Annotated in this window: 17 protein-coding genes and 1 riboswitch; of the genes, 8 read left to right on the top strand and 9 right to left on the bottom strand. The window is 58.3% G+C overall.

The annotated features are described in order from the left end of the window. Positions 1-99: 99 nt before the first annotated feature. Complete coding sequence (gene yvcK / locus BM373_RS06215) at positions 100-1,008, bottom strand: uridine diphosphate-N-acetylglucosamine-binding protein YvcK (protein WP_090460567.1); 909 nt, start codon at positions 1,006-1,008, stop codon at positions 100-102. Between the two features lie 214 nt (positions 1,009-1,222). Next, positions 1,223-1,356: riboswitch (molybdenum cofactor riboswitch) on the top strand. On the opposite strand from yvcK, the gene moaA reads away from it, so the two are divergent. The 6 genes from moaA to BM373_RS06185 all read left to right on the top strand — a co-directional run bounded on the left by moaA (position 1,344) and on the right by BM373_RS06185 (position 4,810). After that, positions 1,344-2,333, top strand: coding sequence for a GTP 3',8-cyclase MoaA (gene moaA, locus BM373_RS06210; RefSeq protein WP_090460566.1), 990 nt, complete (start codon positions 1,344-1,346; stop codon positions 2,331-2,333). It overlaps the preceding riboswitch by 13 nt. Before the next feature lie 20 nt (positions 2,334-2,353). Continuing rightward, on the top strand, positions 2,354-2,866 hold the full coding sequence (gene moaB / locus BM373_RS06205; protein ID WP_090460565.1) for a molybdenum cofactor biosynthesis protein B: 513 nt from the start codon (positions 2,354-2,356) through the stop codon (positions 2,864-2,866). Between the two features lie 3 nt (positions 2,867-2,869). Further along, positions 2,870-3,355 (top strand): cyclic pyranopterin monophosphate synthase MoaC, encoded by a 486-nt coding sequence (gene moaC / locus BM373_RS06200; protein ID WP_090460564.1) that lies wholly within the window; start codon positions 2,870-2,872, stop codon positions 3,353-3,355. Further along, positions 3,348-3,593, top strand: coding sequence for a molybdopterin synthase sulfur carrier subunit (moaD, locus tag BM373_RS06195; protein ID WP_090460563.1), 246 nt, complete (start codon positions 3,348-3,350; stop codon positions 3,591-3,593). The genes moaC and moaD overlap by 8 nt, the downstream gene beginning before the upstream one ends. A gap of 1 nt (position 3,594) precedes the next feature. Beyond that, positions 3,595-4,047: a molybdopterin synthase catalytic subunit MoaE gene (moaE, locus tag BM373_RS06190; RefSeq protein ID WP_090460561.1), complete on the top strand. Its 453-nt coding sequence runs from the start codon at positions 3,595-3,597 to the stop codon at positions 4,045-4,047. A gap of 58 nt (positions 4,048-4,105) precedes the next feature. Then, positions 4,106-4,810, top strand: a complete 705-nt coding sequence (locus BM373_RS06185) for a Bax inhibitor-1/YccA family protein (RefSeq protein WP_090460559.1) — start codon at positions 4,106-4,108, stop codon at positions 4,808-4,810. A 147-nt stretch (positions 4,811-4,957) separates the two neighbouring features. Here BM373_RS06185 and BM373_RS06180 read toward each other — a convergent pair whose 3' ends face one another. From BM373_RS06180 to BM373_RS06170, 3 genes are read right to left on the bottom strand one after another with little or no spacing between them, the layout of a single operon-like run. Next, on the bottom strand, positions 4,958-5,920 hold the full coding sequence (locus BM373_RS06180; protein WP_090460557.1) for a lysylphosphatidylglycerol synthase domain-containing protein: 963 nt from the start codon (positions 5,918-5,920) through the stop codon (positions 4,958-4,960). After that, positions 5,920-7,167, bottom strand: coding sequence for a cardiolipin synthase ClsB (clsB, locus tag BM373_RS06175; RefSeq protein WP_090460555.1), 1,248 nt, complete (start codon positions 7,165-7,167; stop codon positions 5,920-5,922). Before clsB ends, BM373_RS06180 begins: the two co-directional genes overlap by 1 nt. Next, a complete protein-coding gene (locus BM373_RS06170; RefSeq protein WP_090460553.1) occupies positions 7,164-7,925 on the bottom strand; it encodes an endonuclease/exonuclease/phosphatase family protein in 762 nt (253 codons plus the stop codon). The genes clsB and BM373_RS06170 overlap by 4 nt, the downstream gene beginning before the upstream one ends. 131 nt (positions 7,926-8,056) lie before the next feature. Here BM373_RS06170 and BM373_RS06165 point away from each other — a divergent pair, with 131 nt between their 5' ends. Next, positions 8,057-8,467, top strand: coding sequence for a YbhQ family protein (locus BM373_RS06165; RefSeq protein ID WP_090460550.1), 411 nt, complete (start codon positions 8,057-8,059; stop codon positions 8,465-8,467). Here BM373_RS06165 and BM373_RS06160 read toward each other — a convergent pair. Genes BM373_RS06160 through cecR form a run of 5 tightly spaced genes read right to left on the bottom strand, consistent with a single transcriptional unit; the run spans position 8,429 to position 14,069 of the window. Next, positions 8,429-9,535 carry an ABC transporter permease gene (locus tag BM373_RS06160; protein ID WP_090460548.1) on the bottom strand — a complete coding sequence of 369 codons (1,107 nt, stop codon included), beginning with the start codon at positions 9,533-9,535 and terminating at the stop codon, positions 8,429-8,431. The two genes, BM373_RS06165 and BM373_RS06160, sit on opposite strands and share 39 nt — an antisense overlap. Positions 9,536-9,544: 9 nt before the next feature. Beyond that, the gene (locus tag BM373_RS06155; RefSeq protein WP_090460546.1) at positions 9,545-10,678 is read right to left on the bottom strand and encodes an ABC transporter permease; all 1,134 of its coding nucleotides are present in this window, start codon (positions 10,676-10,678) and stop codon (positions 9,545-9,547) included. After that, positions 10,668-12,407, bottom strand: coding sequence for an ATP-binding cassette domain-containing protein (locus tag BM373_RS06150; protein WP_090460544.1), 1,740 nt, complete (start codon positions 12,405-12,407; stop codon positions 10,668-10,670). The genes BM373_RS06155 and BM373_RS06150 overlap by 11 nt, the downstream gene beginning before the upstream one ends. Further along, the gene (gene hlyD, locus BM373_RS06145) at positions 12,400-13,395 is read right to left on the bottom strand and encodes a secretion protein HlyD (RefSeq protein ID WP_090460542.1); all 996 of its coding nucleotides are present in this window, start codon (positions 13,393-13,395) and stop codon (positions 12,400-12,402) included. The genes BM373_RS06150 and hlyD overlap by 8 nt, the downstream gene beginning before the upstream one ends. Then, positions 13,392-14,069, bottom strand: coding sequence for a transcriptional regulator CecR (gene cecR / locus BM373_RS06140; protein ID WP_090460540.1), 678 nt, complete (start codon positions 14,067-14,069; stop codon positions 13,392-13,394). The genes hlyD and cecR overlap by 4 nt, the downstream gene beginning before the upstream one ends. A 229-nt stretch (positions 14,070-14,298) precedes the next feature. Here cecR and rhlE point away from each other — a divergent pair, with 229 nt between their 5' ends. Then, the gene (rhlE, locus tag BM373_RS06135) at positions 14,299-15,636 is read left to right on the top strand and encodes an ATP-dependent RNA helicase RhlE (RefSeq protein ID WP_090460539.1); all 1,338 of its coding nucleotides are present in this window, start codon (positions 14,299-14,301) and stop codon (positions 15,634-15,636) included. Positions 15,637-15,716: the final 80 nt, after the last annotated feature.

Raw genomic sequence — 15,716 nt, 5'->3', positions numbered from 1 at the left:
TTCGTCCTGAGGGAGAGGGGCAGATCGAGTGCGGACTTGCCTTTCCCCCTCTCCCTCAGGGAGAGGGCCGGGGTGAGGGTGAAAATAAGAGTGAAAAACCTACCCCAGACTCTGAATCGCGCGCTCAAGTGCCGCGCGCAGCAGGCGGCGGTCGTGGCGGTAGGGAACATCGCTCGCCTCCAGCACATCCTGAATCACCACCCGGTCGGTCACAGCCGCCACATCCGCGTTAGGGCCAACCACCACGGCGTCAATAATGCGCTTGCCGACGTACTGCTCCATCAGGGCAAATTTATCGTTGAGGTGCATGCTGGCTGCGGCAGCGCTCAACTCTTTACCCAGATTATCGATGTACACCACCGGCGCGGGGGTGCGGCGCAGCGCCTGAGCCAGATCCTCCAGCAGCAGCAGCGGCATCAGGCTGGTGTAAAAACTCCCCGGTCCAATCAGAATCAAATCAGCTTCGCCAATCGCCTCGATCGCCTCGCGGGTGGCGTGGGCTTTCGGAAACAGCATCAGCTCCTGCACCGGGGCGGTGAGCTGATCGATATTCACTTCGCCATACACCGCATGGCCTTCGCTGTCCGTCGCCATTAAATCCAGCGGCTGCTCGGACATCGGGATCAGAAAGGCGTCAACCTTCAGCAGATTGCGGATCAGATTGGTCGCCTCCAGCGGGCGCACGCTCAGATGATCCAGCGCTTTTAACATCAAATTGCCGAGATTATGCCCGGCCAGTTCACCGTTCCCGCTAAAGCGGTATTCGAACATGGCCGAGGCGACGCTCGGCTCGGTAATAAGCTGGTTTAAACAATTGCGCATATCACCCCAGGCGATGCCCCCTTCGGAGCGACGAATGCGCCCGGTGGAGCCGCCATTATCGGTGGTGGTCACAATGCCGGTCAGACGCGAGCCGAGCGAAGAGAGTGAGGACATCACGCGCCCAAGCCCGTGCCCGCCGCCAAGGGCAACAACCCTGTCGAGATCCGCAAAAGTGCGATTGCGCATAGCCTATCCTTATATCGGGAAAATCCCACAACGTTAGCCTGTCTACCCCTTAATGACGATGCCGCCCAGGGATGAAAATGACGTATATCAATGCAAGATCGTGATTATCGCGTAGTCTGTAATGAAAATGCACGAACATGTCGCTATGTATCTAATTATATAGCGATATCCAAGCCTGGCGAAACTGACTTTATCGCGCTACTATCGCGTGGACTCGCTTTAAACACACTCTAGCCTCTGCCCCTAAGTCTGATGATATGGTGCTTTGGCCGTGGCAAACCGCCACCAGGGTGCAGGAAGAAATGACTGCACCTCCCGTATTTGGAAAGGTGTACATGGCCTCACAACTTACCGATGCATTCGCGCGTAAGTTTTACTACTTGCGTCTGTCGATTACCGATGTGTGCAATTTCCGTTGCACCTACTGCCTGCCCGATGGCTACAAGCCGGGCGGCGTCACCAACAAAAGTTTTCTAGGCGTCGATGAAATTCGTCGCGTCACCCGCGCCTTTGCCGCAATGGGCACCGAAAAAGTGCGTCTGACCGGGGGCGAACCCTCGTTGCGCCGCGATTTCACTGAGATCATCGCGAGCGTGCGCGAAAATCCTGCCATCCGCCAGATCGCCGTCACCACCAATGGCTACCGGCTGGCGCGCGATGTGGAACGCTGGCGCGACGCCGGGCTGACCGCCATCAACGTCAGCGTCGACAGCCTCGACGCCCGCCAGTTTCACGCCATTACCGGGCAGGATAAATTCCGCCAGGTGATGGACGGCATCGATGCGGCGTTTGCGGCGGGCTTTGAAAAAGTCAAAGTCAACACCGTGCTGATGCGCGACGTTAATCATAACCAGCTCGATACCTTCCTCGCGTGGATCCAGCCGCGTCCGATCCAGCTACGCTTTATTGAGCTGATGGAGACGGGCGAGGGCAGCGACCTGTTCCGCAAACATCACCTGTCCGGGATGGTGCTGCGTGATGAACTGCTGCGTCGGGGCTGGATCTCAAAAATACGTCACCGCAGCGACGGCCCGGCCCAGGTTTTCTGCCACCCCGATTACGCGGGTGAAATCGGCCTCATCATGCCGTATGAAAAAGATTTCTGCGCCACCTGTAACCGCCTGCGCGTGTCGTCGGTCGGCAAACTGCATCTGTGTCTGTTTGGCGATGGCGGAGTCGATCTGCGCGATTTGCTGGCGGACGACGCCCAGCAGAGCGAACTGGAAGCGCGGCTGATGGAAGCGCTGACCCACAAAAAGCAGACCCACTTTTTGCATCAGGGCCACACCGGTATCACGCAAAACCTGTCGTACATCGGCGGTTAATCCGAATAAGGAGATTTCTCATGAGCCAGGTAAACAGCGATTTTATCCCGACGCGCATCGCCATTTTGACCGTCACCAGCCGCCGCACCGAAGAAGACGACACCTCCGGGCATTATCTGCGCGAGGCCGCCCATGACGCCGGCCATCAAATCATTGATAAAGCGATCGTCAAAGAGAACCGCTACGCCATTCGCGCGCAGGTGTCGGCGTGGATCGCCAGCGATGACGTGCAGGTGGTGCTGATCACCGGCGGTACCGGGCTGACCGAGGGCGATCAGGCTCCCGAAGCGCTGCTGCCGCTGTTTGACCGTGAAGTGGAAGGGTTTGGCGAAGTGTTCCGGATGCTCTCATTTGAAGAGATCGGCACCGCCACGTTGCAGTCCCGCGCGGTGGCGGGCATCGCCAACAATACCCTGATTTTCGCCATGCCCGGCTCGACCAAAGCCTGCCGCACCGCGTGGGAAAACATTATTGCCCCGCAGCTCGACGCGCGCACCCGCCCGTGTAATTTTCACCCTCATTTAAAGAAATAAGTTATGTCCCAGTTGACCCACATTAACGCCGCGGGCGAAGCGCATATGGTGGACGTCTCCGCCAAAGCCGAAACCGTGCGCGAAGCCCGCGCTGAAGCCTTCGTCACCATGCGCCCGGAAACCCTGCAAATGATCATCGACGGCAGCCACCATAAAGGCGACGTCTTCGCCACCGCGCGCATCGCCGGTATTCAGGCGGCCAAACGGACCTGGGATTTGATCCCGCTGTGCCACCCGCTGATGCTGAGCAAAGTCGAAGTGCACCTGCAGGCCGAGCCTGAAGCACACCGCGTGCGCATTGAGTCTGTCTGTCGCTTAACCGGTAAAACCGGGGTGGAGATGGAAGCGCTGACGGCGGCGTCCGTGGCGGCGCTGACCATCTATGACATGTGCAAAGCGGTACAAAAAGACATGATAATTGGCCCGGTTCGCCTGCTGGCGAAAAGCGGCGGCAAATCCGGCGATTTCAGGGTGGATAGCGATGATTAAGGTGCTGTTTTTTGCTCAGGTACGCGAGCTGGTGAACTGCGACAGCCTGACGCTTGACGATGATTTTGCCACGGTCGCGGCACTGCGCCAGGCGCTGGCTGCGCGGGGCGAGCGCTGGGCGCTGGCGCTGGAAGACGGCAAACTGCTGGCAGCGGTCAATCAGACGCTGGTGCCTTTTGACACCGCCCTCAACGACGGTGACGAAGTGGCCTTTTTCCCGCCGGTGACCGGAGGCTGAAATGAGTGAAACGAAAATCTGCGTCGGCCCCGCGCCATTCTCCGTTGGCGACGAATACCCCTGGCTGGCAGAGCGCGACGAAGACGGCGCGGTGGTGACCTTCACCGGAAAAGTCCGTAATCATAATTTAGGCGACAGCGTGAAAGCGCTGACGCTGGAACACTATCCGGGGATGACCGAAAAATCGCTGGCGGATATCGTGGTGGATGCCCGTGCCCGCTGGCCGCTCGGACGTGTGACGGTGATCCACCGCACGGGTGAACTCTGGCCTGGCGATGAGATCGTGTTCGTTGGCGTCACCAGCGCCCATCGCAGCAGTGCGTTTGAAGCCGGGCAGTTTATTATGGATTATCTGAAAACCCGCGCGCCGTTCTGGAAGCGTGAAGCCACGCCGGACGGCGAGCGTTGGGTGGAAGCACGGGACAGCGACCAGCAGGCGGCAAAGCGCTGGTAAGCTGTTTGCTGTGGATGTGTTAACCTTTTAACTGTGTTCACTTAATCAGGAGTTAATCATGGACCGATTCCCACGATCCGATTCAATTGTTCAGGCGCGCAGCGGGCTGCAAACCTACATGGCGCAGGTGTATGGCTGGATGACCTGCGGGTTATTGCTGACGGCGTTTATCGCCTGGTACGCGGCGAATACCCCGGCGGTCATGATGTTCGTCTTCTCCAGCAAAATCACCTTCTTCGGGCTTATCATCGCGCAACTGGCGCTGGTGTTCGTGCTCTCCGGCATGGTACAGCGCCTGAGCGCGGGCATGGCGACCACGCTGTTTATGCTCTATTCAGCGCTGACCGGGCTTACGCTCGCCAGTATTTTTGTGGTCTACACCTACTCGTCTATCGCCAGCACGTTTGTCGTTACCGGCGGCATGTTTGGCGCGATGAGCCTGTACGGTTACACCACCAAACGCGATCTGAGCGGCTTCGGCAATATGCTGTTTATGGGGCTGATTGGTATTGTTCTGGCGTCGCTGGTCAACTTCTGGCTGCAAAGCGAAGCGCTGATGTGGGCCGTGACCTATATCGGGGTGATTGTGTTTGTCGGCCTTACAGCCTATGACACGCAGAAGCTGAAAAACATCGGTGAGCAGATTGACGTACGCGACAGCGGCAACCTGCGTAAATACGCCATCCTCGGCGCGCTGACGCTGTATCTGGACTTTATCAACCTGTTCCTGATGCTGCTGCGGATTTTCGGCAGCCGCCGTTGAGGTAGTTATTTACCCTCACCCTAACCCTCTCCCTGAGGGAGAGGGTGAAAAGCGAGTCCGCGCTCGATCTGAGGGAGAGGGTGAAAGGCAAATCCGCGCTCGATCTGTTCCCTCTCCCTAAGGGAGAGGGTTAGGGTGAGGGTGTACCTACTTCGCCATCGCCTTCTCGTTCTTTGCTCTTAACTTCTTCGCACGACCCTCAAGCAACAGATAGCAAATCAGCGCCAGCAGCAGCGGCAGGAAGTAATACAGCATCCTGTACGCCAGCAGCGCCGCGATAATCGCACCCTGAGTGGTATGCTCACCTGCCAGCAGGGCGATAAACACCGCTTCCAGCACGCCGATCCCCGCCGGGATATGCACGATCACCCCCGCGATACTACTCACCAGCAGCACACCGAGCACGAAGAAGTAATTTACTTCCTGTCCCAGTAGCAGCCAGATAATCGCGCCCATCGCCATCCAGTTGGCGCTGGAAATCGCCATCTGCGCCAGCGCAAACTTCCACGACGGCAGCACCAGCTTTTGCCCTTTCACCGTCATATGACGGCGTTTGGCGAAGGCGCAAAACCACATATAGGCGGCGATGATCACCAGCAGTACCACGCCGACGATGCGCAGGGTGCCTTCGTCGATATACCAGTGTGACGGCAGTTGCACCACGCCGAAGGTGAAAATAATCCCGCCAAGCAAGATATAGCCCAGCCAGTTGGTGGTAATGCTCAGTGAGAAAATGCGCGTGATGGTGCTGCCCGGCAGACCGAGGCGGGAGTAAAGGCGATAGCGCATCCCGATCCCGCCGACCCAGGTACTGAGCGTCAGGTTAAAGGCGTAACAGACAAACGACACCAGCATGACCTGTCGCGCCGCCAGCTTGTGCCCGCAGTAAGCGCGGGCCAGCAGATCGTAACAGCCATACAGCAGATAACTCACCACCACCAGCGCCAGCGCAATCAGCAGCGGCGTGCGGTTGTAGTTGCGGATCACCTTCCAGACATCTTCCCAGTTGACGGTGCGGGCGTAGACTACCAGCAGTACCGCCATGGCGATGAAAAACACCCAGGTGAGAATTTTTTTAGCAAGCCGCCAGCGCGGATGAGATTTTGACATCAGAATTTTGCCCCTGAGTTTTGCGGATCAACCCGATCCTGGGTTTCAATCTCCGGCTGTACCGGGGGTTCGACCTGTGCCAGTCGCGGCGTATGAGCAGGCAGCCAGCCCACCAGCGCCGGGAATTTACGCAGGAAGTGGAACACCACCACGCTTTTCGCCAGATTCCACCAGGTGCGTTTCGGGGCCATGGTTTCATCCACCCGTTTACAGTCCTGGGCAATAATTCCCTGCAAATTCTCCCGCAGCGTCTGGTTAAAGGTGCGGTCATGGATGATCAGGTTAGCTTCCAGATTCAGCGACAGACTGAGCGGATCGAGGTTACTGGAACCGACGGTCGCCCAGTGATCGTCCATCAGCGCCACTTTGCCGTGCAGTGGACGGCGGCGATATTCATACACCTGCACGCCGCCTTTCAGCAGATAGTTGTAGAGCAGTTCGGCCCCGACTTTCACAATCGGCATGTCCGGCTCACCCTGCACAATCAGTTTGACCCGCACCCCGCGCCGCGCGGCATTGCGCATCGCATGCAGCAGGCGGTAACCGGGGAAGAAATAGGCGTTGGCGATGATCACTTCACGTTTGGCGTTCGCCAGCATCTTCAGATAATGACGCTCAATGTCGTCGCGGTGATCGTCGTTATCGCGCCAGACAAACAGCGCCTGCGCCTCGCCCGGCTTGCGGTTTTCCTCCGCCTGATGACGGCGGCGCTGACGCCACCAGCGGCGGGTCTGCGCGTTCTGCGGCAGGTTTTCCAGCTCAAACTGCAAAATGTCTTCCACCACCGGGCCTTCAACGCGCACGGCGTAATCCTGTTTGGCCTCCGGGCCGTAGTCCGACATATGCTCGGCGGAATAGTTAATGCCGCCGACAAACGCCACGGTATTGTCGATCACCACGATTTTGCGGTGCATCCGGCGGAACACGTTAGTGCGCATCCCGAGCAGCAGCGGACGCGGATCGTAATAGCGGAACACCACGCCTGCGGAAGTCAGTTCGTGGACAAATTCATCGCTTAAATCCGGCGAACCGTAGCCGTCGAGCAACACTTCAATATCCACGCCGCGCTGGGCTGCGCGCAGGATCACCCCATGCAGCTTGCAGCCCACCTCGTCTTCAAACCAGATAAATGTCTCAAGAATGACCTTGCGCTGTGCGTTTTCAATGGCCTCAAAGACCGCCGGGTAATATTCGTCGCCGTTCTCCAGAAGCTGGATTCGGTTTCCTTCTCGCCAGCTACATTTCATAAGTGGATCTCCGCACTGAGTGGCGCATGATCGGACAAATGACGCCAGTTACGCAGCGGCAGCGCCGTGGGCGCGCTGGCACTGGCATTCTTGACATAGATACGGTCGAGGCGCAGCACCGGCATGCTGACCGGGAAGGTGCGCGCCGGACGGCCATGCGCACGGGTAAAAATCTCATCGAGGCCCGCTTTGGTTTTCAGCGGATGATTCGCCTTTTGCCGCCAGTCATTAAAATCGCCCGCCACCAGCACCGGTTCGCCTTCCGGGAGGGCATTCACCCACTGTGCCAGCATGTCGAGCTGTGCCTGCCGGTGCGCCTCGCGCAGCCCCAGATGCACGCAGATGACATGGATCGGATGATCCAGGTCGGGCGGCGCAATGCGGCAGTAGAGCAGGCCACGGTTTTCACTGCCTTCAACCGACACATCGCGGTTTTCATAATGTTCAATGGGATACCGGGAGAGCACGGCATTTCCGTGGTGCCCTTCCGGGTAGACCGCGTTGCGCCCGTAGGCAAAATCGCTCCACATGGTATCAGCCAGGAATTCGTAATGTGTCGTGTCGGGCCAGTTTTCCACATGCAGCGGGTGCACTTCGTGTGCGCCGAGCACTTCCTGCAAACAGACAATATCCGCGCCCACGGTACGCACCGCGTCGCGAAGTTCCGGTAAAATGAAGCGTTTATTAAACGCTGTGAAGCCCTTGTGTGTGTTAATGGTGAGCACTTTTAACGAGAATTGCCGGGTTTTTTGCGTCATTTTTTCCTTCCCGCATCACTATCCTGATGAAAATAAAGTGTAGTCCTTGTCACAAAAAGATGCGGGGTTACGGATTTTTCCGTAAAGTCCGGTACTCTCAATACCTACAATCGTCTATCCGGAGACAAGTCATGAAGTGGCAACAACGTATTCGTGTCGCGACAGGCCTGAGTTGCTGGCAGATAATGCTGCATTTACTGATCGTGGCGGTGCTGGTGATGAGCTGGATGAACGGCTCGCTGGTACGCGTTGGCCTGGGGTTATGCGTGCTTTATGGCGTCACGGTACTGCTGATGCTGGCGTTACAGCGTCATCATGACGTGCGCTTTCGTGAAACGGGCGATGTGCTGGAAGAGCTGACCACCACCTGGTATTTCGGTGCGGCAATGATTGCGGTCTGGCTGCTCTCCCGCGTGCTGCACAATAACCTGCTGCTGGCGCTGGCGGGCGCAGTGATCCTCGCCGGACCCGCCATTATTTCCCTGCTGATGAAAGACAAAACCTCAGGCAATTTTCCGGCGAAACATCGCATACGCCGCTGATCCCGTGGTGGCCGCTATCACCAGTAGCGGCCACAGGCTGTGCCAGACAATCCCCAGACTCGCATCCTTCAAATAAATCTGCTTGGTAATGTCGGTGAAATGCCGGATCGGATTTACCCACGTCAGGTTCTGCAACCACACCGGCATGTTCTCCACCGGCGAGACATAACCGGAGAGCAGGATCGCCGGCATCATAAACACAAACACGCCGATAAACGCCTGCTGTTGCGTATTGCACAGGGCGGAGATCAAAAGCCCAAATCCCACCAGCGACAGGCCGTAAATCAGCATCGTGAAATAAAACAGCGTAAGCGATCCGGCAAACGGGATCTGGTAGGCAAAAATCCCCACCGCCAGCACGATGCTGGCCTGAAAAGTCGCCACAATCAGCGCGGGCACCGCTTTACCGACAAAAATTTGCCAGGTGGCGAGCGGCGAAACCAAAAGCTGATCGAGCGTACCTTGTTCGCGCTCGCGCGCCACCGACAGTGAAGTAACAATCATCACCCCGATGGTGGTGATCATGGCGATCAGCGACGGCACAATAAACCATTTGTAATCCAGATTCGGGTTATACCAGTTGCGCACCACCAGTTCGCTGTTGTTGGGTTTGGGCTTGTCGGTGAGCAGTTCAAGCTGGTAATCCTTGACGATCTCCTGCAGGTAATTGGCGGCGATTTGCGCGCTGTTGGAGTTACGCCCGTCGAGGATCAACTGCATAGGGGCCGGGTTAAAAGTATCCAGATTGCGCGAAAAGTCCGCCGGGAAGCGCACCAGCAGCAGCGCTTTTTGCGTGTCGATAGTGGGCTGGATCTCCTGCGGGCTGTGGAGCATCAGCACATGGGTAAAGGCTTTGGCGCGGGCGAAGCGCTGAGTCAGTTCAATGGCGTGCTTGCCGTTATCTTCGTTATAAATAGCGATGGTGGCATTGGTGACCTCAAGGGTGGCGGCAAACGGAAACAGCAGCACCTGAATCAGCACCGGCACGACGAGGATCGCCCGTGTTTGCGGCTCGCGCAAAAGTGATTGCAGCTCTTTACGAATCAGTGTCCAGAGTCGATACAACATGGTTGCTCCTTAATCCAGTCGCCGCTTGGTTTTCATCCACGTCAGGCCGATAAACATCACCGCCGAGGCCACCAGAAACAGCGTATTCACCACCAGCACTGCCGGAATATTCCCGGCCAGAAACAGGCTTTGCAGGGTGCCGACGAAATAACGCGCCGGAATAATGTAGGTCACCGCACGAATGGCGGCGGGCATACTGTCGATCTGAAAAATAAACCCGGAGAGCATCACCGACGGTAAAAACGCGGCGTTCAGTGCCACCTGCGCGGCGTTAAACTGATTGCGGGTCAGCGTGGAAATCAGCAGCCCCATCCCCAGCGTACTGAGCAAAAACAGGCTGGTGATAATAAACAGCAGCAGCAACGAACCGCGATACGGCACGCCGAGCACAAACACCGACACCAGCATACAGAGCAGCATCGCCAGCATGCCGAGAAAGTAATAGGGGATGAGCTTGCACAGCAGCAATTCCACCCGGGTCACTTCGGTCGACAGCAGCGCCTCCATAGTGCCGCGTTCCCACTCGCGCGCCACCACCAGCGACGTCAGGATCGCGCCGATCACAGTCATCACAATGGTTACCGCACCGGGAATAATAAAGTGCTGGCTGACGGCGGCGGGGTTAAACCAGTAGCGCATCTGCACGTCGATCAGCGGCTCGAACGTCTCGCCGCGATCGGAGGCGCGCTGTGCCTGCCATAGCTGCCAGATCCCCTGCGCGTAGCCCTGCACAAAGTTGGCGGTGTTCGGTTCGCTGCCGTCGGTGATCACCTGGATCGGCGCATCGTCGCCGGTACGGGTCATCTTCTGGGCAAAATCAGGCGGGATGACAATCAGCCCGCGAATGCGTCCGGCCTGCATCATTTCGACAAGCTGCGGGCGGCTGTCGCTGATCGTGGCGTCGATATAAGGCGAACCGGTCAGCGCGTGGGTGAAATCGAGCGCTTCTTCGCTGCGCTGCTCCACCAGTACGCCGACCCGCAGTTTGCTGGAATCAAGATTGATGCCGTAGCCAAAGATAAACAGCAGCAGCAGGGGGATCACAAAAGCAATCAGCCAGCTACTGGGATCGCGCACAATCTGGCGCGTCTCTTTTACGCACAGGGCGCGCACCCGCCGCCCGCTCAGACGTTTATTTGCCATCGGTGTGCTCCTTATCCCAGTCGTTGATAAGCCGGATAAACGCCTGCTCCATGGTCGGGTCGGCGCACGCTTCATCGGCGGCCTGCTCTTTGAGCGCGTCCGGCGTGCCGCTGGCAATCAGCTTGCCGCGATACACCAGCCCGATCCGGTCGCAATATTCCGCCTCGTCCATAAAGTGCGTGGTCACCATCACCGTTACGCCTTTTTCCACCATGCTGTTGATGTGCAGCCAGAACTCGCGGCGGGTGAGGGGATCGACGCCGGAGGTCGGCTCATCAAGAAACAGAATGTCCGGCTCGTGCATCAGTGAGCAGGCCAGCGCGAGACGCTGTTTAAAGCCGAGCGGCAGCGAATCCGTGGCGTGCGAACTGATGCTTTTCAGGCCGAACGCCTCACTCATGCGGCTGATTTTTTCATTTTGCGCCCGCCCGCGCAGGCCATAGACGCCGGAGAAAAAGCGCAGGTTTTGCTCGACGGTCAAATTGCCGTACAGCGAGAATTTTTGCGCCATATAGCCCAGCCGCTGCCGCGCTTTGCCGGAACTAACTTTCAGATCCATGTCGAGCACCAGCGCTTTGCCGGAGGTCGGTACCAGCAGGCCGCACATCATTTTAAAGGTGGTGGACTTGCCCGCGCCGTTGGGCCCCAGCAGGCCGAAAATTTCCCCGCGCTTCACGCTGAAATTGACGTCGTCGGTGGCGGCGAAATCACCGAATTTTTTGGTTAACGCCTGGGCTTCAATCACGGTTTCATCACTGCTGCCGCTGACGGTGTGCAGAATAGCCCCAAGCGGTGATTCCGACGCGCCCGCGCCGCCGAGCAGATCGATAAACGCATCTTCAAAGCGCGGGGCGGTTTCCGCGATCTCAAGTTCCGGCATCCCGGAGGCGGCGCGAATATCGTCGATGCTGGCCTCTTTTTTGATAATCAGACGCACCGATTTGCCCTGAATCATCCCGTCGCTCACCTGGGGGAGTTTCAGCGTGCGCTGCAACAGGCGGCGGTTGTTCTCCTGCCGGCTTTTAAGCAGAAAGCTGCGTCCGGTGAGGGTTTGGGTCAGCGCTTTCGGCTCACCCTGATAAAGCAGCTCGCCCTCGTTCATCAGCAGCACCTCGCGGCACTGTTCGGCTTCGTCCAGATAGGAGGTGCTCCACAAAATCAGCATCCCTTCACCTGCCAGTTCGTGCACCATCTGCCAGAGTTCGCGGCGGGAAATGGGATCGACGCCAACGCCGGGCTCATCAAGCAGCAGCACTTTCGGCTCGCCCACCAGCGTGCAGGCGAGGCCCAGTTTCTGCTTCATGCCGCCGGAGAGCTTGCCCGCCAGCCGTCCGGTAAAGGGACCGAGGGCGGTAAATTCCAGCAGCCGGGCGAAGGTTTGCTGGCGAACCTCGCCGGTCACCGAGCGCAAATCGGCATACAGATTGAGGTTTTCCATCACCGTCAGATCTTCATACAGGCCGAATTTTTGCGGCATATAGCCGAGCACCGCGTGCAGGGCGCGGTCGTCCTGGATGGGATCAAAACCGAGCACCTGCGCCTCGCCTTCATCGGGCTTCATCAGCCCCGCCAGCATTCGCATCAGCGTGGTTTTGCCCGCACCGTCCGGCCCGACCAGGCCTGTGACATAGCCGGACTGAATTTCACAGTCCAGCCGCGCCACGGCGGGTTTATCCATCCCGGCGAAGCGTTTTACCAGGCCGCGCAACACAATGGCGGAATCACTCATGCGGCTGTCCCGCATCGAAGGTGGCGGTCACCGGCATCCCCTGGCGCAGGGCGTCGTCGGCATCGGTAACGATAATGCGCAGACGGTAGACCAGATCGGTGCGCAGATCCGGCGTCTCTACGCTTTTCGGCGTGAACTCCGCCGTCGGCGAGACGAAACCAATTTTGCCGTGATACGGCTTATCCGGGCGACCGTCGGTATAGAGCAAAATCTCGCGTCCCGGTTTAGCGTCACCCAGATTGCGTTCGCTGACATAGGCGCGCACCCAGACCGGGTGGGTCAGCGAGACGGTGAGTACCGTGCTGCCCGCGTTCAGCATACTGCCCGGCTCCACGGCGCGGGTCAGCACCGTGCCGTCAGTCGGGGCTACGAGGGTGGTGTCGTGCAGATCCAGTTCGGCCTGGGCAAGCTGCGCCTGGGCCTGTTCAAGGCTGGCTTTTGCCTGAGCGATCTCCTGCGGGCGATTCCCGGCGCGGAACTGGCTGAGTTTATCCTGCGCCGATTTTAAACTTGCCTGTGCCTGGTCACGGGAGGAGCGGGCGTTTTCCAGATCGTTGGCGGAAATTACCCGCGTTTTCCACAGCCCCTGCTGGCGCTGGTAGAAGTTCTGCGCGTAGTCATACGCCGCTTTCGCCTGGTTGACTGCCGCCAGCGCCTGGGCGATCTCCTCCGCGCGGTAACCCTCGGTGATGAGATCGTATTTCGCCTGTGCGGTCGAGACGTTGGCCTTCGCCTGAAGCAGCGCGTTCTGATAAGGCGCGGGATCGAGCGTACCCAGCGTCTGGCCCGCTTTCAGGGCGTCGCCCTCATCGACTTTGAGCGCCTGCAAGCGCCCGCCGACGCGGAAACTCAGATTCACCGTGCGAATATCCACATTCCCGTACAGGGTCAGCGGTTCCGGCTGGCGACTTTGATACCACAGCGTGCCCAGGCCGATGGCCGCGACCAGTCCGGCAACCACTAAGGCAATGACAACGGGTTTTTTCATAACTCCGGATTCCTCAACGTTAATCCTTCCAGAATGAGATCGAGATGACAGCAAATAACGTCATAAATTTGCGCCGTTTTGTCCTCATCAAACGAGGTCCAGCCCGCCCGCAACAGGAGCGTTTCGCGCCCCAGACGGAAGGCGAGGATCTCCCCAAGCAGGGCATGAGTGTGCAAAACGGTGCGGGTATCTTGCGCGTCGCGCCCGGTGTAGGCCGCGATCAGACGCGTTAAATGGCTATGTAGCGGCTCAATCACCTGCTCATGGATCAGGTGGTAGGCGCGGGTGGGCGAGAGCTGTTCGCGGGAAATAAATTTGCTCAGCGGCAGGGTTTCGTCCTCGGTGAGCAACTGGATCATGTTGTGGCAGGCGCGCAGGATCAGCGCGCGCATCGCGGCTTTGTCCGGCGGCGTCTCGTTAAACAGGCGCTCGGCGGCTTCGGCGTGCGGGCGGAAGTTCTCGCCAATAAAATCGGCAATCGACTGGGCGCAGGCGAGGTACAAATCCTCTTTTGAGCCGAAATAGTAGGGGATGGCGGCGATATTTTGCCCGGCCTGGGCAGCAATGTCCCTGGTGGTGGCATTCAGGCCATACTCGCCGAACTGGGCGAGGGCGGCGCGGATCAGCAAGCTTTTCGCCTGTTCACCTTTCGTTGTTTTCAGGGATGCATTCATAGCGGCTATCAGAATTAATCAATCGATTGATTAAAAATATGCTTGTTTTTTGAACTTGTAAAGCCCAGTGAATTATTTTGCTGGCAACCGCTCCAGGGATAATTTATGCGGCACGTCACAAAAGCTGCTACACTCCGCCCCTTCATGACATTGTGGTTTTTGTCATCTGTCACGTTATTGATCTCCCTGAAAACTACACCGTAAACGGTCAGGGTGGTTCGGAGTTGTTATGTCTTTTGAAGCCCTGGGTTTAAACCCTGAGATCCTGCGCGCCGTTGCCGAGCAGGGCTACCTCGAGCCTACCCCTATCCAGCAGCAGGCCATTCCGGCTGTGATGCAGGGACGCGACCTGATGGCCAGCGCCCAGACCGGTACCGGTAAAACCGCCGGATTTACGCTGCCGCTGCTCCAGCACTTAGTGGACAACGAAGCGCACGCTAAGGGCCGTCGCCCGGTACGCGCGCTGATCCTCACCCCGACGCGCGAACTGGCCGCACAGGTTGGTGAGAACGTGCGTGAATACAGCAAATATTTGAATATCCGCTCGCTGGTGGTTTTCGGCGGCGTGAGCATTAACCCGCAGATGATGAAACTGCGCAGCGGTGTGGACGTACTGGTGGCAACGCCGGGCCGTTTACTCGATCTGGAACACCAGAACGCCGTGAAACTCGACAGCGTGGAAATCCTCGTTCTCGACGAAGCGGACCGTATGCTGGACATGGGCTTTATCCATGACATCCGCCGCGTGCTGGCCAAGCTGCCGGCGAAGCGTCAGAACCTGCTGTTCTCCGCGACCTTCTCTGATGAGATTAAAGCGCTTGCGGAAAAACTGCTGCGCAACCCGCTGGAAATCGAAGTGGCGCGTCGCAATACCGCCTCTGAGCAGATCACCCAGCACGTGCATTTTGTTGATAAAAAACGCAAGCGGGAACTGCTGTCGCAGATGATTGGGCAGGGCAACTGGCAACAGGTGCTGGTCTTCACCCGTACCAAACACGGCGCGAACCATCTGGCAGAGCAGCTGAACAAAGACGGCATTCGCAGCGCGGCGATCCACGGTAACAAGAGTCAGGGCGCGCGTACCCGTGCGCTGGCTGATTTTAAATCCGGCGATCTGCGCGTGCTGGTGGCGACCGATATCGCCGCCCGTGGCCTCGACATTGAAGAGCTGCCGCACGTGGTGAACTACGAGCTGCCGAACGTGCCGGAAGATTACGTGCACCGTATTGGCCGTACCGGACGTGCCGCCGCAACCGGCGAAGCGCTGTCGCTGGTGTGCGTGGATGAACACAAACTGCTGCGCGATATTGAGCGCCTGCTGAAGAAAGAGATCCCGCGCATCGCCGTTGAAGGCTATGAGCCGGACCCGTCGATCAAAGCCGAGCCGATCCAGAACGGTCGCCAGCAGCGTGGCGGCGGCGGTGGACGCGGGCAGGGCGCGGGTGGCCGCGGTCAACAGCCACGTCGTACTGACGGCGGCGCACCAAAACCACGCCGCACTAGCGAAGCAAAACCGGCCGGTGAAAAACCGCGCCGCCCGCGCCCACGTAAGCCTGCGGCGCAGTAACACATATTACCCTCACCCTAACCCTCTCCCTCAGGGAGAGGGAACCGTCCGAGCGCGTACTGACCTTTCCCATCTTCCCT

The organism is Enterobacter sp. kpr-6 (genome assembly GCF_900116015.1).
In the GTDB taxonomy this organism is placed as follows: domain Bacteria; phylum Pseudomonadota; class Gammaproteobacteria; order Enterobacterales; family Enterobacteriaceae; genus Enterobacter_D.
Note: the sequence above shows the minus strand (reverse complement) of the source record. Positions and strands in the feature narration are given on the sequence as shown.

Excerpts from the sequence above, each read along its gene's own strand:
- yvcK (WP_090460567.1), bottom strand. The coding sequence starts at position 1,008 with ATGCGCAATCGCACTTTTGCGGATCTCGACAGGGTTGTTGCCCTTGGC.
- BM373_RS06185 (WP_090460559.1), top strand. The coding sequence starts at position 4,106 with ATGGACCGATTCCCACGATCCGATTCAATTGTTCAGGCGCGCAGCGGG.
- moaE (WP_090460561.1), top strand. The coding sequence starts at position 3,595 with ATGAGTGAAACGAAAATCTGCGTCGGCCCCGCGCCATTCTCCGTTGGC.
- rhlE (WP_090460539.1), top strand. The coding sequence starts at position 14,299 with ATGTCTTTTGAAGCCCTGGGTTTAAACCCTGAGATCCTGCGCGCCGTT.
- BM373_RS06155 (WP_090460546.1), bottom strand. The coding sequence starts at position 10,678 with ATGGCAAATAAACGTCTGAGCGGGCGGCGGGTGCGCGCCCTGTGCGTA.
- BM373_RS06180 (WP_090460557.1), bottom strand. The coding sequence starts at position 5,920 with ATGTCAAAATCTCATCCGCGCTGGCGGCTTGCTAAAAAAATTCTCACC.
- BM373_RS06165 (WP_090460550.1), top strand. The coding sequence starts at position 8,057 with ATGAAGTGGCAACAACGTATTCGTGTCGCGACAGGCCTGAGTTGCTGG.
- moaC (WP_090460564.1), top strand. The coding sequence starts at position 2,870 with ATGTCCCAGTTGACCCACATTAACGCCGCGGGCGAAGCGCATATGGTG.
- hlyD (WP_090460542.1), bottom strand. The coding sequence starts at position 13,395 with ATGAAAAAACCCGTTGTCATTGCCTTAGTGGTTGCCGGACTGGTCGCG.
- clsB (WP_090460555.1), bottom strand. The coding sequence starts at position 7,167 with ATGAAATGTAGCTGGCGAGAAGGAAACCGAATCCAGCTTCTGGAGAAC.
- moaD (WP_090460563.1), top strand. The coding sequence starts at position 3,348 with ATGATTAAGGTGCTGTTTTTTGCTCAGGTACGCGAGCTGGTGAACTGC.
- moaA (WP_090460566.1), top strand. The coding sequence starts at position 1,344 with ATGGCCTCACAACTTACCGATGCATTCGCGCGTAAGTTTTACTACTTG.
- cecR (WP_090460540.1), bottom strand. The coding sequence starts at position 14,069 with ATGAATGCATCCCTGAAAACAACGAAAGGTGAACAGGCGAAAAGCTTG.
- moaB (WP_090460565.1), top strand. The coding sequence starts at position 2,354 with ATGAGCCAGGTAAACAGCGATTTTATCCCGACGCGCATCGCCATTTTG.
- BM373_RS06160 (WP_090460548.1), bottom strand. The coding sequence starts at position 9,535 with ATGTTGTATCGACTCTGGACACTGATTCGTAAAGAGCTGCAATCACTT.
- BM373_RS06170 (WP_090460553.1), bottom strand. The coding sequence starts at position 7,925 with ATGACGCAAAAAACCCGGCAATTCTCGTTAAAAGTGCTCACCATTAAC.
- BM373_RS06150 (WP_090460544.1), bottom strand. The coding sequence starts at position 12,407 with ATGAGTGATTCCGCCATTGTGTTGCGCGGCCTGGTAAAACGCTTCGCC.